Source organism: Marinicauda sp. Alg238-R41 (assembly GCF_947331485.1).
GTDB classification, from domain to species: Bacteria; Pseudomonadota; Alphaproteobacteria; order Caulobacterales; family Maricaulaceae; genus Marinicauda; species Marinicauda pacifica.
The window spans coordinates 662,222-688,287 of sequence record NZ_CAMZOJ010000002.1 but is presented as its reverse complement, the minus strand read 5'-3'; the positions used below and the strand labels follow the sequence as shown (position 1 = coordinate 688,287).

28 protein-coding genes and 2 tRNA genes are annotated in these 26,066 nt (G+C 66.9%); 17 read left to right on the top strand and 13 right to left on the bottom strand.

Annotation, left to right across the window (positions count from 1 at the left end; translation table 11 throughout):
- Positions 1–8: 8 nt before the first annotated feature.
- The 9 genes from PGP17_RS11870 to PGP17_RS11830 all read left to right on the top strand — a co-directional run bounded on the left by PGP17_RS11870 (position 9) and on the right by PGP17_RS11830 (position 5,300).
- Positions 9–602: a hypothetical protein gene (locus PGP17_RS11870; RefSeq protein WP_270375550.1), complete on the top strand. Its 594-nt coding sequence runs from the start codon at positions 9–11 to the stop codon at positions 600–602.
- The gene (locus PGP17_RS11865) at positions 599–880 is read left to right on the top strand and encodes a hypothetical protein (RefSeq protein ID WP_270375549.1); all 282 of its coding nucleotides are present in this window, start codon (positions 599–601) and stop codon (positions 878–880) included. The genes PGP17_RS11870 and PGP17_RS11865 overlap by 4 nt, the downstream gene beginning before the upstream one ends.
- Complete coding sequence (locus PGP17_RS11860) at positions 877–1,425, top strand: hypothetical protein (protein WP_270375547.1); 549 nt, start codon at positions 877–879, stop codon at positions 1,423–1,425. Before PGP17_RS11865 ends, PGP17_RS11860 begins: the two co-directional genes overlap by 4 nt.
- Positions 1,422–1,922 (top strand): hypothetical protein, encoded by a 501-nt coding sequence (locus tag PGP17_RS11855; RefSeq protein ID WP_270375546.1) that lies wholly within the window; start codon positions 1,422–1,424, stop codon positions 1,920–1,922. Before PGP17_RS11860 ends, PGP17_RS11855 begins: the two co-directional genes overlap by 4 nt.
- On the top strand, positions 1,922–3,181 hold the full coding sequence (locus PGP17_RS11850) for a DUF5131 family protein (RefSeq protein WP_270375545.1): 1,260 nt from the start codon (positions 1,922–1,924) through the stop codon (positions 3,179–3,181). Before PGP17_RS11855 ends, PGP17_RS11850 begins: the two co-directional genes overlap by 1 nt.
- 53 nt (positions 3,182–3,234) lie before the next feature.
- Positions 3,235–3,468, top strand: coding sequence for a hypothetical protein (locus tag PGP17_RS11845; RefSeq protein ID WP_270375544.1), 234 nt, complete (start codon positions 3,235–3,237; stop codon positions 3,466–3,468).
- A complete protein-coding gene (locus tag PGP17_RS11840) occupies positions 3,465–3,707 on the top strand; it encodes a hypothetical protein (protein WP_270375543.1) in 243 nt (80 codons plus the stop codon). Before PGP17_RS11845 ends, PGP17_RS11840 begins: the two co-directional genes overlap by 4 nt.
- Positions 3,708–3,734: 27 nt before the next feature.
- Complete coding sequence (locus tag PGP17_RS11835; RefSeq protein ID WP_270375541.1) at positions 3,735–4,025, top strand: hypothetical protein; 291 nt, start codon at positions 3,735–3,737, stop codon at positions 4,023–4,025.
- A gap of 72 nt (positions 4,026–4,097) precedes the next feature.
- Entirely contained in the window at positions 4,098–5,300 is a 1,203-nt protein-coding gene (locus PGP17_RS11830) for a tyrosine-type recombinase/integrase (protein ID WP_270375540.1), read from the top strand.
- Between the two features lie 337 nt (positions 5,301–5,637).
- Here the strand turns inward: PGP17_RS11830 and PGP17_RS11825 are convergent.
- A tRNA-Phe gene (locus PGP17_RS11825) sits at positions 5,638–5,713 on the bottom strand.
- Between the two features lie 191 nt (positions 5,714–5,904).
- Here PGP17_RS11825 and PGP17_RS11820 point away from each other — a divergent pair.
- Both PGP17_RS11820 and PGP17_RS11815 read left to right on the top strand, forming a co-directional pair.
- Positions 5,905–8,559, top strand: coding sequence for a TonB-dependent receptor domain-containing protein (locus PGP17_RS11820; protein WP_270375539.1), 2,655 nt, complete (start codon positions 5,905–5,907; stop codon positions 8,557–8,559).
- A gap of 265 nt (positions 8,560–8,824) precedes the next feature.
- Positions 8,825–9,874: a PAS domain-containing sensor histidine kinase gene (locus tag PGP17_RS11815; protein WP_270375538.1), complete on the top strand. Its 1,050-nt coding sequence runs from the start codon at positions 8,825–8,827 to the stop codon at positions 9,872–9,874.
- 3 nt (positions 9,875–9,877) lie between these two features.
- Here PGP17_RS11815 and PGP17_RS11810 read toward each other — a convergent pair whose 3' ends face one another.
- The 8 genes from PGP17_RS11810 to murA form a co-directional block, all read right to left on the bottom strand.
- Entirely contained in the window at positions 9,878–10,078 is a 201-nt protein-coding gene (locus PGP17_RS11810; RefSeq protein ID WP_270375537.1) for a DNA gyrase inhibitor YacG, read from the bottom strand.
- A 4-nt stretch (positions 10,079–10,082) separates the two neighbouring features.
- On the bottom strand, positions 10,083–11,153 hold the full coding sequence (locus PGP17_RS11805; RefSeq protein ID WP_270375536.1) for a ribonuclease E/G: 1,071 nt from the start codon (positions 11,151–11,153) through the stop codon (positions 10,083–10,085).
- Complete coding sequence (locus tag PGP17_RS11800; RefSeq protein ID WP_270375535.1) at positions 11,150–11,773, bottom strand: Maf family protein; 624 nt, start codon at positions 11,771–11,773, stop codon at positions 11,150–11,152. Before PGP17_RS11800 ends, PGP17_RS11805 begins: the two co-directional genes overlap by 4 nt.
- A gap of 12 nt (positions 11,774–11,785) precedes the next feature.
- The gene (infA, locus tag PGP17_RS11795; protein WP_009800516.1) at positions 11,786–12,004 is read right to left on the bottom strand and encodes a translation initiation factor IF-1; all 219 of its coding nucleotides are present in this window, start codon (positions 12,002–12,004) and stop codon (positions 11,786–11,788) included.
- A 152-nt stretch (positions 12,005–12,156) separates the two neighbouring features.
- Positions 12,157–12,600, bottom strand: a complete 444-nt coding sequence (locus PGP17_RS11790; protein WP_270375532.1) for an arsenate-mycothiol transferase ArsC — start codon at positions 12,598–12,600, stop codon at positions 12,157–12,159.
- Positions 12,597–13,073, bottom strand: coding sequence for a UPF0262 family protein (locus PGP17_RS11785; protein WP_135943970.1), 477 nt, complete (start codon positions 13,071–13,073; stop codon positions 12,597–12,599). The genes PGP17_RS11790 and PGP17_RS11785 overlap by 4 nt, the downstream gene beginning before the upstream one ends.
- Positions 13,070–13,546: a DUF2948 family protein gene (locus PGP17_RS11780; protein WP_270375531.1), complete on the bottom strand. Its 477-nt coding sequence runs from the start codon at positions 13,544–13,546 to the stop codon at positions 13,070–13,072. Before PGP17_RS11780 ends, PGP17_RS11785 begins: the two co-directional genes overlap by 4 nt.
- Before the next feature lie 13 nt (positions 13,547–13,559).
- Positions 13,560–14,825, bottom strand: coding sequence for a UDP-N-acetylglucosamine 1-carboxyvinyltransferase (gene murA / locus PGP17_RS11775; protein ID WP_270375530.1), 1,266 nt, complete (start codon positions 14,823–14,825; stop codon positions 13,560–13,562).
- A 323-nt stretch (positions 14,826–15,148) separates the two neighbouring features.
- Between murA and PGP17_RS11770 the strand changes: the two genes are divergently transcribed.
- Positions 15,149–15,223 (top strand) — tRNA-Thr (locus PGP17_RS11770).
- Positions 15,224–15,469: 246 nt separating this feature from the next.
- Here the strand turns inward: PGP17_RS11770 and PGP17_RS11765 are convergent.
- On the bottom strand, positions 15,470–15,931 hold the full coding sequence (locus PGP17_RS11765; RefSeq protein ID WP_270375529.1) for a hypothetical protein: 462 nt from the start codon (positions 15,929–15,931) through the stop codon (positions 15,470–15,472).
- A 232-nt stretch (positions 15,932–16,163) separates the two neighbouring features.
- On the opposite strand from PGP17_RS11765, the gene PGP17_RS11760 reads away from it, so the two are divergent.
- Both PGP17_RS11760 and PGP17_RS11755 read left to right on the top strand, forming a co-directional pair.
- Positions 16,164–17,597, top strand: coding sequence for an NfeD family protein (locus PGP17_RS11760; protein ID WP_270375528.1), 1,434 nt, complete (start codon positions 16,164–16,166; stop codon positions 17,595–17,597).
- Between the two features lie 55 nt (positions 17,598–17,652).
- Positions 17,653–18,438: a slipin family protein gene (locus tag PGP17_RS11755; RefSeq protein ID WP_135943976.1), complete on the top strand. Its 786-nt coding sequence runs from the start codon at positions 17,653–17,655 to the stop codon at positions 18,436–18,438.
- A 60-nt stretch (positions 18,439–18,498) separates the two neighbouring features.
- Here the strand turns inward: PGP17_RS11755 and PGP17_RS11750 are convergent, their stop codons facing one another.
- Positions 18,499–19,113 (bottom strand): YqaA family protein, encoded by a 615-nt coding sequence (locus PGP17_RS11750; protein ID WP_270375527.1) that lies wholly within the window; start codon positions 19,111–19,113, stop codon positions 18,499–18,501.
- Positions 19,114–19,196: 83 nt separating this feature from the next.
- On the opposite strand from PGP17_RS11750, the gene PGP17_RS11745 reads away from it, so the two are divergent.
- Complete coding sequence (locus tag PGP17_RS11745; protein ID WP_270375526.1) at positions 19,197–20,216, top strand: alpha/beta fold hydrolase; 1,020 nt, start codon at positions 19,197–19,199, stop codon at positions 20,214–20,216.
- Here the strand turns inward: PGP17_RS11745 and PGP17_RS11740 are convergent.
- A complete protein-coding gene (locus PGP17_RS11740) occupies positions 20,202–21,023 on the bottom strand; it encodes a DUF2793 domain-containing protein (protein ID WP_270375525.1) in 822 nt (273 codons plus the stop codon). The two genes, PGP17_RS11745 and PGP17_RS11740, sit on opposite strands and share 15 nt — an antisense overlap.
- A gap of 167 nt (positions 21,024–21,190) precedes the next feature.
- On the opposite strand from PGP17_RS11740, the gene PGP17_RS11735 reads away from it, so the two are divergent.
- Together PGP17_RS11735 and scpA are read left to right on the top strand one after the other, a co-directional pair.
- Positions 21,191–23,155 (top strand): methylmalonyl-CoA mutase family protein, encoded by a 1,965-nt coding sequence (locus tag PGP17_RS11735; protein WP_270375524.1) that lies wholly within the window; start codon positions 21,191–21,193, stop codon positions 23,153–23,155.
- Positions 23,152–25,284 carry a methylmalonyl-CoA mutase gene (gene scpA, locus PGP17_RS11730; protein ID WP_442915153.1) on the top strand — a complete coding sequence of 711 codons (2,133 nt, stop codon included), beginning with the start codon at positions 23,152–23,154 and terminating at the stop codon, positions 25,282–25,284. The genes PGP17_RS11735 and scpA overlap by 4 nt, the downstream gene beginning before the upstream one ends.
- Here scpA and PGP17_RS11725 read toward each other — a convergent pair.
- The gene (locus tag PGP17_RS11725; protein WP_270375520.1) at positions 25,281–25,964 is read right to left on the bottom strand and encodes a hypothetical protein; all 684 of its coding nucleotides are present in this window, start codon (positions 25,962–25,964) and stop codon (positions 25,281–25,283) included. The two genes, scpA and PGP17_RS11725, sit on opposite strands and share 4 nt — an antisense overlap.
- Positions 25,965–26,066: the final 102 nt, after the last annotated feature.

The window sequence follows — 26,066 nt, the reverse complement described above, 5'->3', positions numbered from 1 at the left end:
AGGCCCAAATGACCCCCCATCATGAGGACGATCGCGACAACAAGCAGGAGGTCGACGCCTCTGCAGAGCGCTCGCGCAAGGTCGCGACCGCGCTGCTTGTGCATCTTCTGGCCGACTGTGACGTCTCCCCGGCCTATGCGCTTCAAGGCCTCTGCCGGGTCCTGGCTGAGACGATAAGCGTCGTGACCGGGAACAACACGGACGGCACGAAATGGCTGCGCCTGAGCGCGCGGGCGATGGATGAGCTAACGGCCAAGCCCGGCCGCCTTGGCCCGGCTCAGAAGAGCTATCACGCTTTTGCATGCCAGGTGCATGAAGCGATCTGCCGGGAGGATTCCATCTTCTCGGGCTTCAAGCCGTTCGTGATGGACGCCCCGGATGACGTTCGCCTTCTGGCGCGCATGGCGAACGGCCTCCTTGGCGACGATATCCGCCTCGCAATGAGCTGGGCCGAACAGCGCGGCGGCCAGGTCGATCCGGTCGACGCACTCACCTTCAACAATTGCGAGGACCTCAATCAGCTCAACGCGCTGGCCTTCGCCCTCGCCTGCGTCAGCGCCGGGCAGACGGCAGAGATGAACAAGCCGGGAGGCCGGTCGTGAGCGACGAGAGCAAGCCGGGCGAATGGTTGCGCGGAGACACCGAGCGGGTCTTTACCGAGGTGCAGCTCGCGTGTGCAGGCGCGACGGTCAAGGTCGCCTATGACGCCATGCTGTGCGCGCTTTCCAATGTGCTGGTCGTAGCCTGCGACATGGACATGGAGAAGTTCGACGAGCTGCTGCCGGAAGTGATGACCGATCTCCAGTCGAACGCCCGGATCAACCTGCCCGAGATCAAGCGGCAACTGGCCGCGCTACAGGAACCGGGAGGCCAGGCATGAGCGCCTTTCAGGAACCGCGGTGCCGCGCCTGCGGCTGCACCGACCATACGCCCTGCATCGATGCCGAGCGCGGGCCATGCGGCTGGGCCGAGGCCAATCTGTGCACCCATTGCGCCGATCCCCGGCCGGGCACGCCGAACACAGTGCTCATTGCCGCGGCCGCGCTGCACGCCTTTCTCGCGCCCGGCGCGCGCCGGCGATCGAGCCTGCCCACCCCGGCCGATCTGGAATATGGCCGCCTCTTCGATGACCTCACCGACGCGCTCGAGGCGCTCGGGATCCGCACGGATGGCAAGGACGAGAAAGACCCGGCCGAATCTGCACCGCAGACATCCCGTCGACGGACACAGTACCCAGAAGGCGCCAGTATCTCGATCGTGGCCAACCGCAGCGATCCCGCTGTCGTACAGCTCGATCCCTCAACCGGCCGGATCGAGATCCGCCACATCGCAATGATCTGCGGTGTCCGGGACTGCCAATGCCCCACGCCCGGCGCCTGCGCCGCACTGGGTTGTCGGGCTAAACCCGAAGGACAGCGCCCATGATTGCCCGCATCCTGTACAAGCTTCGTCATCGCCGCGTTCTGGCCCGGCTTCGACCGGACGGTATGCCGCTGTACGCCAGCGACATTCCGCTTCCGGACGGGCCGGGCTGGCCCGAGGTCACGGCGCGCAAATACCCGCACCTGCTGGAGGCCCTGTCCACGATTAGCCATGACAGAGGCAGCTCGGCGCGCTCGCGCTTTCGCGTGCCACCGCACTGGAAAAGCACGCTCCCGCTCTTCGAGACCCTGCTGGCCGACATGCCCGAGGCCCAGCGCGAGACCTTCATCCTGCCGGCCAATGATCAGACCGAAGGCGTCTGCCAGCGGGAGCTGGGGGCGGAAATGCTCAACACCTTCCTGCACGACTTCTTCGAAGGCTTCCCATCGACGGACACGGGCTGGGCGTCGCGCCTCATCTTCAATCCCGAGCCCGGCAAAGACGGCAAGGACGAGGAAGACCTGCCGAATCTGCACCTCGCACCGGAGAGACACAGCTGATGGCCGCGCATGCTACCGAAATCGAATGGACCCACATCCCCGGCTATAAGGGCGAGAGCTGGAACCCGGTCGTGGGCTGCTCCGTCACCAGCGCGGGCTGCACAAACTGCTACGCGATGAAGACGGCCGGCAACCGGCTCGACGGCAATCCGCGCACGCCGCACTACGCCGGCACGACGAAACCCAGCAAGGCCGGGCCGGTCTGGACCGGCAAGATTGGCAAGGCCCCGGAGAAGACGCTCACTGCACCGCTGCGATGGACGAAACCGCGCGCAGTGTTCGTCAACAGCATGGGCGATCTGTTTCATCCCAACGTGCCGGCCGACTGGATCGACGAGGTCTTCGCGGTGATGGCGCTTTGCCCGCAGCACATCTTCATGGTGCTGACCAAGCATCCCTACCGGATGCGGGATTACATGCGAGGCATCAAGCTCGGCGTCGTTGAGCGCGTCGTTGAATTGCTGGAGATCCATTCGGGCGGGCTCCGCCTGGACAACCTCGCCGAGGCGCGCGATGGCTGGGAACGCTGGTGGCCCCTCTCCAATGTCTGGCTTGGCGTCAGCGCCGAAGACCAGGACACTGCCGACAGCCGCATCCCGCTCCTCCTCGAGACACCGGCGGCGGCGCGGTTCGTGTCCTGCGAACCGCTGCTAGAGGCGGTGGATCTGACTTGGTTGGTCGACCCAGACGAAGACGCTGACGGCGTGGTTGACGCGTTGCGCGGTTCGAACTGGATCGACGGGACAGGCTGGCGCGATGGCTGGCCCGGCATTATCGACCTGCCGCGCTATCGTTACGGCAGCGGCGTAGGGCGCCGCCGATACCCGCAGCGCGGCGAGGAAGACAGCTGGGAACCGGCTACCCTGAGACGTCGCGGCAAGCTCGACTGGGTCATTGCCGGTGGCGAGAGCGGCCCGGGCGCAAGGCCCATGCATCCCGACTGGGTCCGCAGCCTGCGCGACCAGTGCGCCGCGGCGGGCACGCCCTTTCTGTTCAAGCAGTGGGGGGAATACGCCGACCACACGGAACGGCACGCCGCAAGCCAGTGCTGCGATGGCCGCGCCGATCTAGTGTTGCGCGCGGATGGAAAGATCATCGGCGCCGGAGCGAAGAATATCGGCGGCCTGGTCGAACACGGCTGGCAAGAGCAAGGCGCCGCGTGGATGTGCCGCGTCGGCAAGAAAGCCGCCGGCCGCACGCTCGACGGCGTCGAACATCTGGCCTGGCCGGAGCGCCCGGCCGGTAGGGCGGCGTCGTGAGCCGCTGCCACTGGATAGGCACCGGGGACGACACGATAATGATCCCCATGTGTATGGGCGCCGCAGTCCAAGGCCCCGCCGGCTGCACCTGCGACGTGCCGGAAAGCCGTGTCGAGACGCCGACGCGCCGGCTCGCCGAGGCCCACGCCTATATTATCCGCCTGGAGGAAAAGTCGCAGGCGCGTCTCGAACATCAAAGATGCGCCTGGCGCACTATTCAGCGCCTGCGAACACGCGTCAGTGAACTCGAACGGGCATTGGCCGCCAGGGAGGACCTGCCGTCATGACCTCGCACCCCGCGCCCCCCAGCACCGCCGGCGATCTGCGTCTGATTACCGGCGCGAAGGCGATTGCCGAGACGCTTGGTCTCGACGAGCGTCAGGTCTACGCACTCCGCGAAGCCGCCAAGAAGGCCGAGGCCGCCGGCAAGACCGCCGACTGCCCGATCGGCAATCTGCCCGGGGTGGGCCTGTGTGCGCGCGCCGCCTCGCTCGAAGCCTGGCTCGAACGCCACGGCGTGGTGTAAGATGTTATTTGAAACGGAGGCCTGCCCATGCCTGACACTCGCTACCAGCCAATCGCCAAGTCGGTCCCCCTTGATCAGTCCATCGACCTCCAGTTCCCCAGAGATCAGGCCAAACACGCGATCGGCGATGAGATTGACCGCGAAATCAATCGAGCCAAAGCACGGGCTATACAGAAGTGCCCGGCCGATCAAATCCGGCGATGGGACATACCGCACGGCGTCCGGTTCGACGGGCCTGACGAGGAGCCGCTGTCGGGGGTCTCGTGGAAGCAGACCGTTCAGGACCGCACCCTTCTCATCAAGTTCGAGACCTTCTAGACCCGCCCGGAATCGGGACCGTCCCGCCGCCGGCCGATTGACCGGCCCGCGCGCCCGGGCCTGACTGCGCCCATGGCGTCCGTCCGCAAGAAACTCGGCACCCCCCGCAGGGATGGGACCCGCCCCGTCAAATGGGTGGCGAGCTGGTACGACCGTGACGGCCGGCAGCGCGAAAAGTATTTCGATCTCAAAACCGACGCCAAGGCCCATGCGGCGGCCATGGAGATCGATCCCGGGGCCGCGGGGCGTGCCACCCTGGCCGAGGCATCGGAGTCCTTCCTGAGCGCCTATGAGGGCCTTGTAGAGGCCGGAGAGCGGCGCCGCTCGAGCTACGACCAGAAGCGCCAGCACCTGCGCCAGCACGCCGGAGGTGCGCCGATCGCCGCCATGCGCATGGCCGAGATCCGCACGCGCGATATTCAGGCCTTCTATGACGGCCTCATCGAGGGCGGCACGAGCTACGCGCTCGCCCGCAAGATCGCGCAGACCGTGCGGCAATTCTGGAAATGGGCAGCCGCCCGGGATCTCACGGGGCAGCCAGGCGCCGCGGCGGCCGCCACGATCGCCGCGCCCCGGTCGCGCCGCCTGGCCGAGCCGGTCGAGATCCCGGACCGCTCAGAGTGCCGGGCCATGCTCGACGCCGCCGACGACCGCGACGATCGCGGGCGGGCCGCCGCTCTGGTCCGCCTGGTGATGTTCGGGGGCTTGCGCGCCGGGGAGTTGCGCGCATTGCGCCGCTCGGTCGATCTGGTCCTGAACGGGCCGGTCCCCGGCGTCCATGTGCGCCGCTCGGCCGACAAGTATGGCGAGATTCACGACGCGCCGAAGACCGACGCCAGCCGGCGCTTCGTTCCGCTGGGTCCGGAGACGATCTCCGCCTTGCGCCGATGGTCACTGGCGGCCCCAAAGGGCGAGCTGGATCTGCTCTTTCCCAGCGACACCGGCGGGCTCTGGGATCATGCCGGCCTCTACCGCAACACCTGGACCCCGGTCATGCGCGCGGCCGGCCTGGCCGACCAGACCGGACGCGAAGCGCCGCGCCGCCATCCCAGGGGCGGCTATGCCCCGGCCATCTGGACGCCGCGCTACAGCCCCAAGACGGCCCGACATATCGCGGCCAGCCTCTGGATCGATCAGGGGGCCGGACCGAAACAGATCATGGCGCGCATGGGTCATGCGACGGTCAAGCTGACGATGGAACTCTATGGCCACCTCTGGCCGGCCGACGCGGCCGACGCGGCGATGGCGGCCAAAGCCGAGCGGGCGTTCGACTAGCCCCTGTCCTCCCGGCCATCCGGCCGGTCGGTTCCTCGCGCACGCCGGACTGCGCCGGCTTCGCTGCGGGCGGGCGTTCGCCCTAGCGCTTGCGACGCGGCGCGCTGGCGCGGTTGACAGCCGCGCCTCGAATTCGGTTTCGGTTGCCCCGGCCAGTCCGACTCCTCCGGCGGAACGCCCCGGCAACATCCACCCGTCATCCACCCGTCAGGAACATAAGGAGCCCGCCGTAAGCGATTGTAATATGCGGAATATACGGACGGGCAAAAACGGGCGGATGCCGCCCGGAACGCGGCGCGAACGGGCGAAAAGTCTAACGATGGCAGGTGTTTGAAAATGGTGCCCGGGGGCGGATTCGAACCACCGACACGCGGATTTTCAATCCGCTGCTCTACCAACTGAGCTACCCGGGCGCCCGGACCAGACCGCGCGACGGCGGCTGGCGAGAGCGCGGTTTATAAGAAACTGAAATGACGCTGTCCATGCCTCAAACGCGGCTTTGTCATCGCTTTGTCAGTGCGGTCGGCCATGTGGCTTGCCGGTGCGGGGCGAGGCTGCTACCTCGCCATCAACCCCGCTCCTCAAACCGTTACCAGGACATATCATGACTGCGCGCCTCATGCTGTCTGCCGCGATTTTACCGCTCACTGCGATGACCCTGTCTGCCGGCTTCTCCCCGGCCCTGGCCCAGGCGGCAGGCGGGGATAAGGACGTGGTCTCGGTGATCGGCGGACGCGCGCCGGGCGCCTCGGTCACCGACCGTCCGGTGACCCGGATCGGGCGCGAGGACATCGAGGCGGCCGGGTTTGCCGATCTCGGCGACGCGCTCGCCTTCCTGCCCTCGATTACCGGATCGGAGTTCAACGAGGATCCCGGCACGCAGAACGACACGTCGGGCACGTCCAGCGTCAATCTGCGCGGGCTGGGGCTGGGGTCGACCCTGGTCCTGATGAACGGGCAGCGCCAGACCGTGGCCAGCGTCTCGGCCGATGACGGGGCGAGCTTTGTCGATCTGAACGCCCTAGTGCCCGGCATCGCGATCTCGCGCGTCGAGGTCCTGAAAGACGGCGCCTCGCCGGTCTACGGATCGGACGCGGTGGCCGGCGTGGTCAATGTCATGACGCGCGACGACTTCTCCGGGTTCGAGCTGACCGCCGAACTGCGCGGACCGACCGAGTATGACGGCTCGGGCGCGGGCTATGAGCTGGCCGCCATTGCCGGGGGCGAAATTGGCGCCGATCTCCACCTGATTGCGGCCGTGGAATGGCTGGACCGGCAGGGTCTGGAGGGGTTCGAGACCGATTTCGTGCCGGGCACCGGCCTGTCGCTGGGCCAGCCGGGCAGCTATCTGGTCCCGAGCGCAGGGTTTGCCAGCTATGCCGATCCGCTGTGCGAGGCGGGCGGCGGCATTCTGAACCGCGCCGGGCCGGACGACGCGACCGGCACGCCGGGCAGCTGCCAGGTCGATTACGGCCAGTTCTTTTCGCTCGTCACACAGGAAGAGCGCCTGCAGGCCTTTGCCGCGCTGACGGGAGAAGCCGGGGATGTGCGCTACGCCCTGCGCGTCAGCGGGACCGACCAGTCGGTGGAGCGCGGCAACTCGCCCTCCCTGCCCAATCTGAACTTCCCGCTGCTCGATGCCGGCCTGCCCGGCAATCCGTTCGGCGAGGACGTGGTCTGGCTCGGCCGTCCGCTGGGCGCGAGCGCCGGCGCGGCGCGGCGCCGCTTCGATCACGAGACCTGGCGCGTCGCGGGCGAAATCGCGCAGGACGTCAGCTGGGGCGCGATGCCGGTCACGCTGGAACTGAACACGACCTATTCGCGCAACGATCTGCGCGCGACGATCACCGATACGCTGGCGGACAATTTCGACGCGGCGCTGGCCGGGTTCGGCGGGGCGGACTGTCCCGGGCCCGGCGCGGCAAGCGCGGGCGACCAGAGCGCGGGATGCTATTACTTCAACCCGTTCGGGTCGGGCGCCGTCGTGCGCGACCCCGCCGATCCGCGCTATAACAGCCCGGCCGTCCTCGACGACATCATTGGCGAGGATGTACGCAACTCGCGTGCCGATCTCGGCGTGGTCGAAGCGGTCGCCAGCACACCGGCCCTCGCCGCCCTGCCCGCCGGCGATGTGAGCGCGGCGCTCGGCCTGCAGCTGCGCCGCGAGACGCTGCGCGTCGATCATGGCGCCGACTTCAACGCGGACAATTTCCTCTTCATCATCGGCGGGCCGGACTATGAGGGGGAACGCGACGCACATGCCGTGTTCGCCGACGCGATCGTGCCGGTCACGAACCGGCTCGAGCTGCAACTGGCCGCGCGGTATGAGGATATTGACGGCTTTGCCTCCACCGACCCGAAGATCGCGGCCGTGTTCGAAGCGAGCGATGCGCTGACCCTGCGCGCCAGCTGGGCGCAGTCCTTCCGGGCGCCGTCGCTGCACCAGCAGGTCTCGGCGACGACGACGCTGCAATCGCTCAATACCGGTTCGGCCTCCAGCTTCCTGCCGGTGCGCACGGTCGGCAATCCCGATCTCGACCCGGAAACCGCCGACACCTTCACCGCGGGCGCGGTGTGGCAAGCACGCGGCCTGACGGCGAATATCGATCTGTGGCGGGCCGAGTATGACGGGCTGATCGTGAAGGAGAATCCGAACGCCATCCTGGCGGCCGATCTCGCCGATGACGGCGTCTATAACGATCCGCGCGTGGAGCTCTCCTCCATCGGCGATGTGCGCTTGGTGCGCGCCCGCTTCGTCAATGCGCCGTCGCTCGAAGCGCAAGGCATCGATGCCGGCCTGACCGCCGCGCCGGTCGAGACCGGGCTGGGCGCGTTCGGTTGGGGCGTGCAGGCGAGCTATATCGACGAATTCACCCTGACCGATCCGGTGCTGGGCACCACGGTCGATGCGGCGGGCAGTCGCAACTTCACCAATTTTGCCCGCTCTGTGCCGGACCTGCGCGCCAGCGCCTGGATCGACTGGCGCCATGCCAACTGGCAGTCGCGCGCAGGCCTGCGCCATATCGCCAGCTATGCCGATGACGAGAATGGCGGCGCGACGATCGATGCGTGGACGGTGCTGGACCTGCAGCTCGCCTATAATTTCAACGTCGGCGCGGACCGCGGACGCCTCGTGCTCGGCGCCCTCAACCTCACCGACGAACCCGCCCCCTTCGTCGACACCCCGCTCGGCTACGACACCAAGGTCCACGATCCGCGCGGCCGCGTGGCGTATCTCAGGGTGGAGTTTGCGAGGTAGGGGTCAGGGAGCCAGCCTTGCCTTGGCCAGCGTGGCAGGAGTCACCGGCCTCCCCAATCAATGGGTTTCCATTGACCTGCCCTCCGCCCCGACAGGATATCGTCAGATTGCGCGCGGCTGGGGGGCTGCCGGAGGTGGCCTGACCAGGTTTAAAGGGGCGTGACGGCTTACCGCGCCCGGCTGGCGTCTTCAGCGCGCGGGATAGTGGAATCTGTTATACTCAACGCTATATACGTGCTTTTCGCGCCGCGATCGGAGGGGGACAGTGTTGGACGAGCACCATATCGGGTCGCGCAGCTGGCAGGTCAATCCGGACCCGATGTGCATCCTGGACACGCAGGGCCGGTTCGTGGCGGTCAACCCGGCGTGGGAGGCGACGCTGGGCTGGACGCGCGAGGAGATGGTCGGCGAAGCCTATCGGCGCTTCCTGCATCCCGACGATATCGAGCGGTCGGATTCCGCCTTTGAAGACGTGACGCAGGGCAAGCCGGTCCTGCGCTTCGAAAATCGCTACCGGGCAAAGTCCGATGGCTATCGCTGGCTCTCATGGGTCGCGGTTCCCGAAGCGGACGGCATCTATTGCACCAGCCGCGATATCACGCCGGAGAAAGAGCGCGACCAGACGATCGCCAAACAGCGCGAGGAAGCGGAGCTGCGAGAGCAATTCCTGGCGATTCTCGGCCACGATCTGCGCACCCCGCTCAGCTCGTTCATTTCCGGGCTGCGCCTTCTGTCGCGCGAGGTGGAAAGCGAAAATGCACAGCAGGTTCTGCAGAGCATGCAGGGCAGTGCCAGCCGGATGTCGGAACTGATCCGCAACATGATGGAGTTCGCCCGGGTGCGCCTTGGCGACGGGATCGGGATCGAGCGCGAGCGTCACCAGGATCTGGACTCGCGCATCTCCCAGGTGGTTGAGGAGATCGAGAACACCGTTCCCGGCGCGCGCATCGAATACACGGCCGATCTGTCCGGCTCCGTGGTGTGCGACGCGTCCCGCATCATGCAGATTGTCTCCAACCTGCTGGGCAACGCGGTCAGCCACGGCGTGGAGGGCGAGCCGGTCAGACTGAAGGCCACGCAGGCGGACGGGCAGCTGACCATCGCCGTCGCCAATGCCGGAGAGCCGATTTCCAGCGCTGCGCGCGAAAATCTGTTCCGGCCCTTCTTCAAGGGCGACCCGCAGTCGAGCCCGCAGGGGCTGGGTCTGGGACTCTATATTTCCTCGGAGATTGCCGCCGCGCACGGGGGCAGCCTGACGGTGGATTCCGACGCCGATCAGACCTGTTTCACGCTTACCATCCCCGCAACCGAGTAGCGCCTAGTCCTCGTCCTCTTCGGGCGGCAGTGCTTCGCGCGGGACGGGCTCGCCGGGAATGGCGTAGGCGCCGGAGAACCAGCGGCCCAGATCGGCATCGGCGCAGCGTTTCGAGCAGAACGGGCGGAAGGCCGGGTCCACCGGCTTGCGGCAGGACGGGCATTTGGCGGCAGGCGCGCCGGTCTTTGTCTTGGAAGAACTCATCAGTCTAGTCTCTGCGCGGCGTGACGAGGCTCTGGCGCGGGCCGAGCGTCTCGCTCTCGATCAGGGCGATGCGGTCACCATAGCGGTGACGGGCCGCCTTGTGCCAGCCGGCCGGATCAGCTTTCAGCCAGGCATGGACCTCCTTGCCCGCAGCCAGCTCCAGCCGGGCGGCGCGGTCATTGCGGCCCTCGCGTTCGAGATCGCGCAGGGCGGTGAGCGCGCAGGTTTCCACGGTTTCCAGTCCGGGGCGCTCGAACACGATCTCGTGCAGCGGCCGGGTCAGACGCTGGCGCGACAATTCCACGATGGCAAAGCGTGAGGGCGGGGCAATGTCCACCTTGGCCGGATCGTTGCGGAAGGCCGACTTGATGGAGGCGACGAGATTGCCCTGGTCGGCCTTCTTCTTCAGCGGCAGGAAGTCGATGGCGACGACACCGCCAATGCCGCGCAGGCGGATCTGGCGGGCGGCCTCGCGCGCGGCGGCCTTGTTCAGCTCCATCGCCATTTTCGCGCCGCCGCCGGGCGATTTGCGCCCCGCCGCGTCGACGTCGATGGCGGTCAGTGCGGCCACGGGATCGACGATGATATGACCCCCGCCGGCCAGCGGGATCACGCGCTCCAGCGCCTCGTCGACCAGCGCGTCGATATCGACGCCGGCCTCCTGCGCGGTCTTCACCGGCGCCTCGAAGAACATGGCCAGGCGCTCGGCCACCGGCGGCGCAGGCACGATCGTTTCGGGCGCCTCGCCGGGCTCGACCTCGAACAGGGTGAGGCTGGGGCCCTTCTCCTGGAAGGCTTCGCGCACGATCTGGACGCCGACGGCCGCGCCTTCGTGCACCTCGTCCGGTCGCCCGGCCCCGCCAAAGGGCAAAAAGCCGTCCGGCCCGGCGCCGAGCGCGATGAAGGCCCCGTTGAGCGAGGCGTCCACCCGGCGCACGCGGCCGCGATAGACCTCGCCGCGGATCGCACGGCGGCCGCGCTCGCTCCAGCGTTCGAGGTGGATTTCCACTGCGCGCTCGCCTTCCATCAAGGCCACGCGCGTTTCGCCAAGATGGTCGGCGGTCACGATTCTCATGGACGGTATCCCAGCCCGGTCAGCAATAGCCGGGTTTCATAGACGGGCAGGCCGACAACGCCGGTATAGGACCCGATCAGGTTTTCGATGAAGGCGCCGGCCCGGCCCTGAATGGCGTAGCCGCCCGCCTTGCCGCGCCATTCCCCGCTGGCGATATACGCGTCGATCTCGTCGGAGTGCAGGCGTTTGAGCGAGACGCGGGTCTCGACCACCTTGTGCGCTTCCCGCCCGTCCGGCGCGCGCACGGCGACGCCGGTGAAGACGCGGTGATTGCGCCCGCTCATCAGGGCAAGGCACGCGCGCGCCTCGGCCTCCGTCTCCGTCTTGGGCAGGATCCGGCGGCCCACACCGACGACGGTATCGCTGGCAAGCACGTAGCAGCCGGGATGATCGGCGGCGGCCAGCTTGGAAACGGCCAGACGCAAGGCCAGCGCGCGCGGGGTCTCGCCCGGACGCTCGCTTTCGTCGATATCGGTGGGGTGAATGGCGTCCGGCGCAAAGCCGATCTGGGCCAGGAGTTCCTGCCGGCGCGGCGAGGCGCTGGCCAAGATCAGGCGGGGGCGGACGCGCGCGCCGTCACCGGACGCGGACTTCGCCTCTGTCACGGGCGCCTGTGTCATGGCGCGTGCCGCCTATTTGAAGCGATAGGTGATCCGACCCTTGGTCAGGTCGTACGGGGTCATCTCGACCAGCACCTTGTCGCCGGCCAGCACACGGATACGGTTCTTGCGCATCTTGCCTGCGGTGTGGGCAATGATCTCGTGATCGTTTTCCAGCTTCACCTTGAAAGTGGCATTCGGCAGGAGTTCGACCACCTCACCGGGAAATTCGAGAAGTTCTTCCTTCGCCATGCGGCTCCTCTTGGACGTTTCGTCGTGTGACGTGTCTATGTATCAATAACGTTTCGCCCGCTCGGATGGCTCCGGCGGGCGGACTTGGAGGCTTTATAGTCGTGTCGCCCCTATCCGTCGAGCGCGCACACTCAGGCCGCGCGCTCGCAGGCTCAGGACGCGTGCTCGCGGGCGAAGCGCTCGATGCGCGCGGCGATGGCGTCGCGCGAGATCCGGAAGGCTTCCAGCCGCTCGCCGTGATGGCCGTCCTGCATGGCCGGGTCGGAGACCTGCCAGCGTTCGTAGCGTGCGCCCCGGGAGTCCGCGAACTCGCGTGCGGCCGGTTCGGCCTCGGCAGCCAGGCACACGACCAGATCGCAGGGTTCGTCCGCGACATCGTCCGCCGTGCGGCAATCGAAGCGCGACAGGTCGACGCCGATCTCGTTCATCACATTGACCATGAAGCCGTCCGGATACCCGGCCGGGTGGACCCCGAAGGAGCTCGACGGCGTGACCTCGCCATAGGTCTTCTTCCACAGCGCCTCGGCCATGGGCGAGCGCACCGAATTGCGGCCGCACACGAACACCACGGCGGGACCCGCCGCAGGCGTGCTCATGCGGCCCTCCGGTGCAGCGCGCAGATCAGGGTGAAGAGGCGGCGCGCGGTGTCGAAATCGACCTCGATCTTGCCCTCCAGGCGCTCTTTGAGCAGCGTGCTGCCCTCGTTGTGGACACCGCGCCGGCCCATGTCGATGGCCTCGATCTGGCCCAGCGGCGCATCGCGAACAGCCGCGTAATAGCTTTCGCAGATCAGGAAATAGTCCTTGATGATCCGGCGCAGCGGGCCGAGCGAGAAGACGAAGACGCGCACCGGCGTGCCGTCCTCGCGCTTGATGTCGAAGACCAGGCGCTCGTCCTCGATCGCCAGGCGCAGGTCGTAGGGACCTTCCTCCGACCCGACCGGATAGAATTTGTTGGCATCGAGCAGATCGGCGATGGCGACGCGGCGCTCGTGCTCGACCGTCTCCTCGCCGCGCCCGATCGTGGCCAGATCGACATGAACCGAGACCAGGGTATGGCTGTCGTTCACGAGCCCGCCTCCCCTGTTTCTGGCCCTGTTTCATGCGCCGGCCTGGCGCGCGCGCGCCAGGGCTCGGACACATCGGCCAGGATCACGTCGACGCATTCCACCTCGATGCGGATATCGCCGCCGCCGGCCAGCGTGACGACCAGCGTGCCCTCGGGGGCTTCGGGATCGTCATCCTTGCGCTCGAACGCCAGGGCGAGCAGCGAGACGACCGCGTCCGGCGCGGTCTGCTTCACGTTGCGCGAGCGCACCGACAGCACCGAATCGACCTGAAGCGCGGTGCGCACGCGTTCACCCTTGCCGCGATCGCCGGCCGCTTCCCAGCGATACCGGTTGAGCAGCATACGAAAGCGGCGCGCCCGGGAATCCCAGGAAAAATCTCCAAGCTGGCCGACCGCGTCCTGCAGCGCCGCGGACACGACCGTCAGATCGTCACCGTCTTCAACTTTAAGACGCAGGGGTTTGAAATCAGCCACGCGGGAAATCCTCCTATTCCTTTTCGCGCCCGATCCGGGCGCCGCAGCGCGAGAGCTTCTCTTCGAGATGCTCGAAGCCGCGATCGAGATGATAGACCCGGTTGACCAGAGTTTCGCCCTCCCCGGCCAGTCCGGCAATCACCAGGCTGACAGAGGCGCGAAGGTCTGTCGCCATCACCGGAGCGCCGCGATAGGCCGCCGGGCCGCGCACCACCGCCTCATTGCCGTGCACCTCGATCCGCGCGCCCAGGCGCGTCAGCTCGGGCGCGTGCATGAAGCGGTTTTCGAAGATCGTCTCGCGGATCAGCGAGGTCCCGTCGGCCAGCGCCATCAGCGCCATGAACTGGGCCTGCAGATCGGTGGCAAAGCCCGGCCAGGGCGCGGTCTGGATGTCCACCGGCTGAATGGGCGTGCCCGGCGCGCGCGAGACGGTGACGTTCTCGCCCTCGATGGCGATCGTGATGCCGGCCCGGCGAAGCGCATCCCACAAAGCGCGATTGGCCGCGGGCGCGGCGTTGACCAGCGTGACCTCGCCCCCGGCCGCGGCGGCGGCAATCGCGTATGTGCCGGCCTCGATCCGGTCGGGCACCACGCTCCAGGTCGTCCCCGACAGGCGCGGAACGCCGTCAATGGTGATGGTGGAGGTGCCCGCGCCGCTGACCTTCGCGCCCATCGCGTTCAGGCAGTCGGCGAGATCGGCGATCTCGGGCTCGCGCGCGCAGTTTTCCAGCAGGGTCCGGCCCGAGGCGAGCACGGCCATCAGCATGGCGTGCTCGGTCGCGCCCACCGAGACCATGGGAAAATCGATCTCGGCCCCGGTCAGGCCATTGGGCGCGGAGGCGATGACATAGCCCTCGTCCAGCTCCACCGTGGCCCCGAGCGCTTCGAGCGCTTTGAGATGCAGGTCGACCGGACGCGCACCGATGGCACAGCCGCCCGGCAGGGAGACCTTGGCCCGGCCGGTACGCGCCACCAGCGGCCCGAGCACGTTGAAGGTCGCGCGCATCTTGCGCACCAGATCGTAGGGCGCGTACGGCTCTTCCAGCTGCGCGCCATGCAGGCGCAGCACGTTATGATTCTGCTCCTCGCTGACCACGCCGAGATGAGCCAGCAACTGGGCCATGAAGCGCGTGTCGGCCAGGCGCGGCATGTTGTTCAGAATCAGCGGTTCATCGGTCAGCAGCGCGGCGGCCATCAGCTTGAGCGCGGAATTCTTCGCGCCGTAGATGGGAATCTCGCCGTGCAGGGGCGTCCCGCCGCGAATACGAATGCGATCCATAAATCAAGCGTCCTTGTGCCGCCGCCCGCCCGGCCCGCCTCGATGCAGCCTGCGCCGGCATCGGGCGAAATCGGGGCGGGCTCGCGGCCTTAATCGGGTTTCTTTGCAGCTTTGCGGCGTTTGAGGTTGCGGCGCAAGGCCTCGGCCAGGCGCTTTTCGCGCTCCGACTGCGTTTTGCCACCCTGGGGCTGCGTATCTTTGTCACCGGTCATGAGCGCGGAGATGCGACGACCTGCAATCGGCGTCAACCCCGGCCTTGGCGAGGAAGAAATGATAGGGTATAGCCCGCCACCTGATCGCGCCGGGCCATACCGGCCGCGCACGCCGCCATAGCTCAGGGGTAGAGCGTTCCCTTGGTAAGGGAGAGGTCCACAGTTCAAATCTGTGTGGCGGCACCATTTCCTTTTTCATCGACCATTGCCGGTTAGCGTCTCATGACGCTCCGAGCGCTAAGTATTTACGGGCTGACCCAGAGCCAGGTCCTGATCGCGTGCCACTCTGGACAGCATCTCACGCAGCGGCCTCGAAGGCCTGCGAGCGAGCGCTTGCGTCTACCTCGAAGAACCGGAAACACAGCTTGCGGCCCAGCCGGTAGACGTGAAACGGCACCTCGTTGCGAAAGCGCCGATTCTCCAAGGTAGGCATCATCCGCGAATTACAATCTCGATGGCCGACTCATCCACATTCAATCCATGTGCGAGCCCGGCTTTGGCCTCAGCAATGGTCAGCTTGAGTGGAGATGTTTCCAAGGGACGAAAGACGAGAGCTTCGAAGTCGATCCCCTCATATTCATCCTCTGGCCAATAAGCGACCGGATTGCGCCCTTCCCATTGGTCAGGCGCATCGATCAACGCATACTCGCTTATCTGGATCAGCCATCGACCTTCTGTTTCGCTCGACGGGACCACGTCCCTAATTTTCCCGACAAGAAACGCCGTACCGTGTGGCTCCGGCCCTTCGGGTTCACGGGTCTTGGCATTACGACAAATCACAACATAGCGACATCGCGCTGCACGGTTCCGATCCAGCGCCCAAGATTGGGTCCCGCCAACCGCCAAAATTGTCTCGACTGACTTATAGGTCAAAACAGAAATTATATTGGTCATCACCATACCTCTCGTTAACTTCGATTAAGGTATCTCATACTTTTAATTTTTTATCAACCAATTTCTCCGAGGTATTGCGAACTATCGCAAAGGCATCTCGGGCGGCTGCATCAGGTCGCCGCCAGCTAGTCTCGGGTGCCGCACACTCCAATCGCCCATCCCGATTCGCGTTGGGCGCGTGCGTGTTGTGCGCTAGTTTGACCTGGACAGGTCACGCTGCGGGGAGACGGGCATGCCAGGTCTTCGAGGATGGAGTCGCCGCGCGGGCGCGGTGCTGGCGCTCGCCGGGGCGGGACTTCTGGCGCTGTCGGCCCTCGCCCAGGAAAGCGCCGGGCCGGCGGATGCACGCCCGGTTCACGTCGCCCCGCTGACCGGGGTGATCGGCCCGGCCAATGCCGCCTTCATCACCGGCGCGATTGAAGACGCCGAGGACGGCGCGCGCGCCCTTGTCATCGAAATGGATACGCCCGGCGGGCTGGTGGATGCGATGCGCGAGATCAATCTGGCGATCCTGTCCAGCCAGGTTCCGGTCATCGTCTACGTCGCGCCCCAGGGTGCGCGCGCCACCAGCGCGGGCGTCTATATCCTCTATGCCAGCCATCTCGCCGCCATGGCGCCGGGCACCACGGTCGGGGCAGCCACTCCGGTCGAGTTCGGACCGGCGAGCGATCCGCCTGCCGCGCCGCAGGACGCGGCGGAGGGCGACAGCACAGACGGCGAGGTACAGGATAGCGCGGACGAGGATGGCGCCGGGGAGGTCGAAGCCGCCCCCTCCTCCGCCCAGGCCATGCGCAACAAGGTGGTCAACGATTCGGTGGCGCAGATCCGGTCGCTGGCCGAGCTGCGCGGCCGCAATGCCGACTGGGCCGAGCGCGCGGTGCGCGAGGGTGTCAGCCTGACCGCCGACGAGGCGGTGGAGATGAATGTCGCCGAGCTTATCGCGCCGAGTCTGGATGCGCTTTTAGAGCAGGCCAGCGGGCGCACGCTGACCCTGGTGGAGGGCCGCGAGGTCACGCTGGACCTCGCCGGGGCCTCGATCGAGCGCGTGGAGCCGGGGTTCGCGCTCGCCTTCCTGCAGGTCATCACCAATCCCAACATCGCCTTCCTGCTGATCAATCTGGGATTTATCGGCCTCCTGGCGAGCTTCTATAACGGGCTGGAGCCGGTCACCGCGATTGCCGGCCTGCTCTGCCTGATCGTCGGCTTCTACGGCCTGAACACGCTGCCGGTGAGCTATGCCGGGGCGGCGCTGATCGTGCTGGGGCTCGGCCTGCTGATCGCGGAGGCGTTCGTGGCCTCGTTCGGGATTCTCGCCATATCGGGGCTGGCGGTCTTCGCGCTCGGCGCGGTCATGCTGGTCGATACCGATATCGAGGCCCTGCAGCTCGACTGGCGCCTGATCGCCGGGGTGACGGCCGCGCTGGGCGCCCTCACCTTCGCCGCGCTGTTTTACGGGCTCGCCGCGCAGGCGCGAAAACCCGTGGCCGGGCGCGAAAGCCTGAAGGGCATGGAGGGGCGCGTGCTGGAATGGTCCGGTACGCAAGGCTTCGTCCATGCCGACGGCGAGCGCTGGCATGCCGTGTCCAAGGACGCGCTCGCGCCCGGCGATCCGGTCGTGGTGACCGGCATCGACGGCCTGACGCTGACCGTGAAGAAGACGTCCTGACCCCTCACCTCCAACCGCTCACCCCTGCCCCCTCAGCTTGAACAGGAGCTACCCCATGCTGGAACAGATCGGTCTCAATGTCGGCCTCATCGTGGCCGTCCTCGCCGTGCTGGGCGCGTTCTTCTCCGCGGCGATCAAGATCCTGCGCGAATACGATCGCGGGGTCGTGTTCACGCTCGGACGCTATTCGGGCACGGTGGGTCCCGGCCTCGTCATCCTGATCCCCTTCGTCCAGCAGATGGTGAAGGTGGACATGCGCATCTTCGCCGAGGACGTGCCGAGCCAGGACGTCATCAGCCAGGACAACGTGTCGGTAAAGGTCAATGCGGTGATCTATTACCGTGTGATCGACGCCCAGAAGGCGATCAACAAGGTCTCCGACTACACCATGGCGACGAGCCAGCTGGCGCAGACCACGCTGAGAAGCGTGCTGGGCAAGCACGATCTCGATGAGATGCTGTCCGAGCGCGACAAGCTGAACAGCGACATCCAGCAGATTCTCGACGGGCAGACCGATGCCTGGGGCATCAAGGTTTCCAATGTCGAGATCAAGCACGTGGATATCGACCCGTCGATGATCCGCGCCATTGCCCGCCAGGCCGAGGCCGAGCGCGAGCGGCGCGCCAAGGTGATCTCGGCCGAGGGCGAGGCCCAGGCTGCGCAGAAGCTGGCCGATGCCGCCCAGACGCTTGGCACGCAGGAAGGCGCCATGCAGCTGCGCTATCTGTCCACGCTGCAACAGCTCGGCGCGGACGAAGGCGCGAACACGATCGTCTTCCCGATGCCGATCGACATGCTGGGCAACATCACCCGCTCACTGACCGGGAAGACGTCCGAGTAGATCCGTGTTTTATCGCATTTTCGAACCGCGAAACCGGTCCCCGCTTTCGCTGAAAATGCTCTAGCGAAAGATCAGCCAGGCAATCACCGCCAGGGTGAGAAGCGTCACGCCCCAGGTGATCCAGCGCTTGCGCCGGCCGGTCATGTGTTCGTCCAGAAAGCGCTCGAACGCCTTGCCGAACAGGGCGACCAGCACGGCGATGCCGAAATAGCGAAGCGCGCGGGTGAAGCCCACGATGACGATGAAGATCGCGAAATTCATGCCCGCCAGCCCGGCGCCGAGGCTGGCGGTGATGAGCGGGATCGGCGTGATCGAGATCAGGAAGGTCGCCATCGGCCCGTTTTCGGCCACATAGCTGCGGAATTCCTGCAGGGTTTCGCCCTGACCGAGCGCGTTCACCAGGGCCTGGCCCACGGTCTCGAAGAAGAAATATCCCACCAGATATGCGAGCGAAGAGCCGACGATGCAGCCGGCCAGCACCATCAGGGCATAGATCCAGATGCGTGCGCGGTCAGCGAGCATGACCGGCGTCATGATCATCTCGATCGGGATCGGAAAGACGGTACTCTCCGCAATCGACAGCCAGAACAGCGCGAAGGGGGTATTGCCCTCCCGCGTCCATCGTAAAAGCCGGCTTGTCCTGTCCTGCGAAGAGGCGTGGGTTTCATCGCTCATGGGGGTAAGGACGCATGACGCGGCAAAGCGTTCAATGCGCGACTGCGCTGACCTGACGCGACTCATTGGCTAGCTTCGCATTCATGAGCGCGCTTTACCCTGAAATCACACCGTTCGAGACCGGCCATCTGCCGGTCAGCGAGGGCCATAGCCTGTATTTCGAGCGGTCCGGGACACAGGGGGCGCGCGCGGTGCTGTTCCTGCATGGCGGACCGGGATCGGGCAGCGGACCGCGCCACCGGCGCTATTACGATCCGGCGCGCTTCGAGATCGTGCAGTTCGACCAGCGCGGGTGCGGCAAGTCCACGCCGCACGTCTCGCTGGAGGCCAATACCACCGCCCACCAGATCGAGGATATCGAGGCGCTGCGCCGTCATCTGGGCCTGGAGCGCTGGATCGTGTTCGGGCCGTCCTGGGGCGCGACGCTGGCGATCGCCTATGCCGAGGCCTATCCCGGCGCTGTCGAGGCGCTGGTGGTGGAAGGCGTGCTGCTGGGCACGCGCGAGGAATGCTCCTGGTGGCATCGCCCGGACGGGGCGGGGCTGATCCATCCCGATGCGCGCGACTGGCTGATGCGCGATGCGCCCAGATCCGTGCAGCACGACGCATTCGCCTTCATGGACTGGGCACTGGAGGCGATGCGTGCGGAGCTGGCCGAGGGCGCGCCGCGCCTGGACGCGATGGCGCGTCCCGACGCAGGCCCCGGCGATGTCGAAGCCAGCCTGATCTATCGCTGGAGCGCGTTCGAGGAAATCCTGTCCTGGCGGCGCATGAGCCGGGCCGACGTGTTCAAGGCCTTCAAGGCAAAGGGGCGCGACTGGCTGATCGCCCATTCCCTGATCGAGGCGCACTATTTTTCAAACGCATGCTTTCTGGACGGCGATGCGCTGATCGAGGGGGCCGGCCGGCTGACCATGCCGGTGGACATCCTGCAGACGCGCTATGACCTGGTCTGCCCGGCGCAGGCGGCCTGGCGGCTTCACCGCGCGGTGCCGCACTCGAATCTGCAGATCGTGACCCTGGGCGGCCATGCGATGAGCGAACCCATGTTCAAGCGGGTGCGCGAGGTGTTCGACCGCCTGGCCGCTTCACCAGCTGGCTAGGGCCGCGCGCTTCCAGGTGTCGGAGGCGACACAGATATAGACGAAATCGCTGTCCCAGCAGAGCGTGCCCGCCTGACCCGGCGCGGAGGCGGAGAGCGGGGTATGCGCGTCCAGTTGTAACGCGCCGGCTTCCAGCGCGGCGATTTGCACCACGCCGTCCGCCTGGCGGGCGCGCAGTACGTCCAGCCAGCTCACCCCGTCTGGCGAGAGCTTCAGCGTGAAGTCGTCCGATCCGGTCAGGCCAAGCTCCGCGCGGCCCGACCAGCTGCTCTGCATCAGGATGGCGAGGGTGTTCGCCGCGTCCTGCTTGTTGAGCACATAGCGCAGATCGCCCGTGCCCCCGCTTGCCGTCTCACGCGCGGTCCACAGCGCAGAATTGACCCGCACGGCCACGCGGTTGGTGTCGTCGGCCGCGGTGCCGACCCCGAGGCGTTCGAGATGATCGAGGCGCGAGACCGTCTCGCTGCCCAGCCGCCAGGCCGCGCCGTCGAAAACCGCGCCCTCGCCCGCATCGGCCAGAAAGGCCCGCCAGCCGGTGTGCGGCGTGAAGAAGGCCCACGCCCCGTCCTGATAGACTGCGATCGTATCCGCCGGCTGGCCGGTCCAGGCCGCACCGGACGCATCCGGCGGGAGGATGTAGGCGGCGCCGGCCGCAGGAGTTTCGGGCTGTTCGCCGATATCCCGGCTGGTCACGCACAGCTGGACCAGCGCATCGAGACGGCGCAGCGCCTCGTTCACGGTGACATGCTTCTGGGCCTGGGCCGGCATCAGGTATGGCAGGCCCAGCCGCTCGCTCGTTTCGTTCATCTCGCCCTCTTTCCGCATTGGCTTGAAACTCACCCGATGCTAGGCGGCCCGGTACGGGCGGGGAGAGCGGCGCGGACCATCCCCGGGCGCGCGTCGAGCAGCCAGGCGCTTGACCTGAAGGGCTGGCCTTGCGTTACCTCCGGCCAAAATCGATGTAGAGATGATCCATGGCCGAAGATATTCACTCCCTGAATGCCGGATTTGACCCTGCCGACGACGCGGCATGGCGGGCGCTGGCGGAGAAAGCGCTCAAGGGCGCCGGGTTGTCGCGGATCGAACGCAAGACTGCCGACGGTCTGGCACGCGGCCCCCTGTTCACGCGCAGCGATCTGGACGCGGTCATGGAGACCGGCGCGCCGGGCGCTGCGCCCTTCGTGCGCGGACTGACCGCACAGCGCGATGCCTATCTGCCCTGGGCCATCCGCCAGGCGGTCGGCCATGGCGACCCGAAACGCGCCAATGCGGCCATGCTGGAAGAGCTGAGCGGCGGCGCAAGCGAAATCCTGCTCCAGATCGATCCCGAGGGACGGCACGGCACCGCGATCCGCACTCTGGACGAGATGAAGACCGCGCTGGACGGGGTGATGCTCGATCTGGCGCCGGTGCACCTGGCCCTCTCCCCGGACGCGACGCAGGCGGCGCTTCTGCTGCTGGCCCTGATCGAACAGAGTGGCCTGGAGCGCGAAAACCTGCGCGGCGGGCTGGGCTTGTCCCCGCATGCGCGCGCCGCGCGGCTCGGCGTCTCGTCCGGCGATTTCGAACAGGAGATGGCGCTCGCGGCCGAGGCGGCAGAGTGGACGCAGGATCACATGCCCGGCCTCCGTGCGCTTCGCGTCGATGCGGGGCTGGTCCATGAGGCCGGCGGATCGGAGGGCCAGGAGCTGGGTTTTCTGTGCGCATCGGGCTCGGGATACATGCGCGCGCTGATCGATGCGGGCCTGAGCGCGGACAAGGCCGCGCAAACGCTGGAGTTTTCGGTGGCCGCCGATGCGGACATTCACCTGACCATCGCCAAGCTGCGCGCGGCGCGCCGGGTGTGGAGCCAGGTCGCGGAGGCCTTCGGCTGCTCACAGGAGCACCGCGGCCTGCACCTGCACGTCACGACGAGCCGGCGCATGCTGACCGCGCGCGATGCCTGGACCAATCTGATCCGCATCAGCTGCGCCGCGCTGGGCGCGGCGGCGGGCGGCGCGGACGCAATCACGACGCGGCGCTTCACCGATGCCAAGGGCGCGCCGACCGGCTTTGCCCGGCGCCTGTCCCGCAATGTCCAGATGATGCTCGGCGAGGAAAGTCATATCGGCAAGGTCGCCGACCCGGCCGGCGGCGGCTATCTGCACGAGACGCTGGGTCAGCGTCTGGCCCAAGCCGGCTGGGACATGTTCCAGGACATCGAGCGGCGCGGCGGGGTTATACCTGCGCTGGAAGCCGGCTGGCTGCAGGGCGAGATCGCGACAATGCGCGAGACGCGCCGGGCCGCCTATGCCAGCGGGCGCGAGATGCTGATCGGGGTGAGCACCTATCCCGAACTCGACGCCAAGGATGCCGAGATCGATACGGCGAGCCATACCCCGCCGGCGCTGAAATCCGCAGCGCTGCCGGAGGGATCGGTCGAGACCCGGATCGAGGCGGCCAGTGCCGGCGCACAGATCGCTGCCGGCAAGCAGCCAGAACCGGCATGGGACCCCCTGTCCCCCATACGCTTCGCCGAGCCGTTCGAGGCGCTTCGCGCCGATGCGGATGCGCACGCGGAAAAGACCGGCTCGCGGCCCCGGGCCTTCCTGGCAACGCTGGGTGCGCTGGCCGACTTCAATGCGCGCGCGGGCTTTGCGAAGAACCGCCTCGCGGTTGGCGGGATCGAGACCGAGGGAGGCGAGGTCTACGGCTCGGTTCAGGACTGCGCTGCGGCGTTCAAGGCGTCGGGCCGCCCTCTCGCGGTAATCTGCGGCACTGACACGGCCTATGAGGCCGAAGCGGGCGGCCTGGCCAAGGCGCTCAAGGACGCGGGCGCCGAAGCGGTCTGGGTCGCGGGCAAGGCGATGGAGATCGCGGGCGCGGACCATTTCATCCACATGCGAAGCGATGCGGTCGAGGACCTGACGCGCGCGCACGCGATTCTGGGAGTGGCGTGATGGCTCATCCTGATTTCACCGCGATCGAGCTCGACAGCCCCGAGACTGCGGCCGCCAAGGCGGCGGACGCGGAGAGCTGGGTCAGCCCGGAAGGCATCGAGATCCGCCCCGCCTATTTCGACGCCGACCGCGACGCGCTGGACTTTGCCGACACCCGTCCAGGCGCGGCGCCCTTCGTGCGCGGCCCCTACCCGACCATGTACACCCAGCGGCCCTGGACGATCCGCCAATATGCCGGCTTCTCCACCGCGCAGGAATCCAACGCCTTCTACCGCCGCAATCTGGCGGCGGGTCAGAAGGGCCTGTCGGTCGCCTTCGATCTGGCGACCCACCGCGGCTACGATTCCGATAATCCGCGCGTGAAGGGCGATGTCGGCATGGCCGGTGTGGCCATCGATTCCATTCTCGACATGCGCCAGCTCTTCGACGGCATTCCGCTCGACCAGATGAGCGTGTCGATGACGATGAACGGCGCGGTGCTCCCCGTAATGGCGCTCTACATCGTCGCCGCGGAAGAACAGGGTGTCCGCCACGACCAGCTTTCAGGGACGATCCAGAACGACATCCTGAAAGAATTCATGGTGCGCAACACCTATATCTACCCGCCGCGCCCCTCCATGCGGATCATCTCCGACATCTTTGCCTACACGTCCGAGGAGATGCCGCGCTTCAACTCGATCTCCATCTCCGGCTACCACATGCTGGAAGCCGGCGCCCCGGCCGATATCGAGCTCGCCTACACGATCGCCGACGGGCTGGAATACGTGAAGGCGGGCGTGGAGACGGGGCTGGACGTGGACGCGTTCGCGCCGCGCCTGTCCTTCTTCTTCGGCATCTCGATGAATTACTTCATGGAGGTCGCCAAGCTGCGCGCGGCGCGCCTGATCTGGGCCAAGCTGATGAAGGAGCGCTTCGATCCCAAGAGCGACAAATCGCTCTCACTGCGCACGCACTGCCAGACCTCGGGCTGGTCGCTGACCGCGCAGGACGTGTTCAACAATGTGGCGCGCACCGCCGTCGAGGCGATGGCCGCCGTGGACGGGCACACCCAGTCGCTGCACACCAACTCGCTGGACGAGGCGCTGGCCCTGCCGACCGATTTCTCCGCCCGGATCGCGAGGAACACGCAGCTCGTGCTGGAAAGCGAAGCGCATCTGACCGACGCGATCGATCCGTGGGGCGGGTCCTACTATATCGAGCGGCTGACGCACGATCTGGCCGCCAAGGCGCTGAAGCACATCGAGGAAATCGATTCCCTCGGCGGCATGGCCAAGGCGATCGAGGACGGCACGCCCAAGCTGCGCATCGAGGAAGCAGCGGCCAAGACGCAGGCGCGCATCGATTCCGGTCTCCAGACGATTGTCGGCGTGAACAAGTTCCGCTCCAGCGAGCCCGAAGACGTGCCAGTGCTGCGCGTGGACAATGCGCGCGTGCGCAAGGAACAGCTTGAAAAGCTCGCGCGCCTGAAAGCCGACCGCGACGCGGGCGCGGTCGAGACGAGCCTGGAGGCGCTGACCGAGGCTGCGAAAAGCGGGAAAGGCAATCTGCTCGCCCTCGCGGTCGAGGCCGCACGCGCGCATGCGACCGTCGGCGAAATCTCCGACGCTCTGGAAAAGGTCTGGGGCCGGCACAAGGCCGAAATCCAATCGGTTCAGGGGGTGTATTTGAAAGCGTCCGGAAACGACGAGAAGGTGAAGAAGGCGCTCGCCGCCGCCGACGCCTTTGCCGAAAACGAAGGCCGCCGCCCGCGCATCCTCATCGCCAAGATGGGCCAGGACGGCCATGACCGCGGCCAGAAAGTGGTCGCCTCCGCCTTTGCCGACATGGGCTGGGACGTGGATATCGGCCCGCTTTTCCAGACCCCGGAAGAGGCGGCCCGCCAGGCAGTGGAGAATGACGTCCACGTCGTGGCGGCCTCGTCGCTAGCCGCGGGTCACCTCACCCTGGTGCCCGAGCTGCGCGATGCCCTGAAAGACCAGGGCCGCGGAGATATCCTGGTCGTCGTCGGCGGCGTCATCCCGCCCGAAGACGTCCCCACCCTGATCGAGATGGGCGCCGCCGCGGTCTTCCCGCCGGGCACGGTGATCGCGGACAGCGCAATGGAATTGCTGGGGAAGTTGGGAAGTTAGGGTCTCTCTCTCAGTCCCGGCCCTCCTCGCTCATCCCCCTTTTCCACCCCGCCCCTCAGCCCCTCGATCGCCTTGGCGATGTCCTTGGCGACGGGGGCGAGCGGGACGGCGACGAGGCCGGTCAGGATGGCCTGGACGAACGGGATTTCGGCGCGCATGTCTGCCGGCAGGGTGATCCAGACACCGAAAGACAGGAGAAGCGCGACCGCGCCTGCGAGCAGCCGGGCGGTGGTGCGGTATTCGGACTCGGCCAGCAGGAAAACCGCATCGGTCTCGGTTTCCAGCGCCATGCGCGTCTGGTCGGCGGTATCGCGCGCGCCCGGCTCGACCGGCAGGCCGATGGAGCGGGCCATGTCGTCGACCAGGGCGGAGCCGCTGTCTTCCAGCCGGTCGAGCCCCTGGCCGATGGCCAGCTTGAGGAGCGCAGGCGCATCTCCGGACCGGCGCCCATCGCGATAGGCCTCCGCCAGCGTCTGACGGTACTGCTCGCCCAGCGCTAGGCGCAGGACCGGCGCGGCATGGTCGATAACGCGCTCGACAGCGCGAAAGCCGCGCATCGGAAGGCCGCGACCGCCCGGCGTGACCGCCTTGCCCAGCGTATCCACCAGGCCGGCGGCGGTGACACCGGCCAGCCCGGCCAGACCGGCCACCTCGCCAATCATGCTGATCCATTCGCTCATCGCCTGCTCCTCGCCCTGGCATTGATCCACGGGTCGAAGCCTAGGGGCGGCGTTGGCAGGGGTGGATGAGCGGGGCGCGTGGCGATGGGGACATGCAACCTA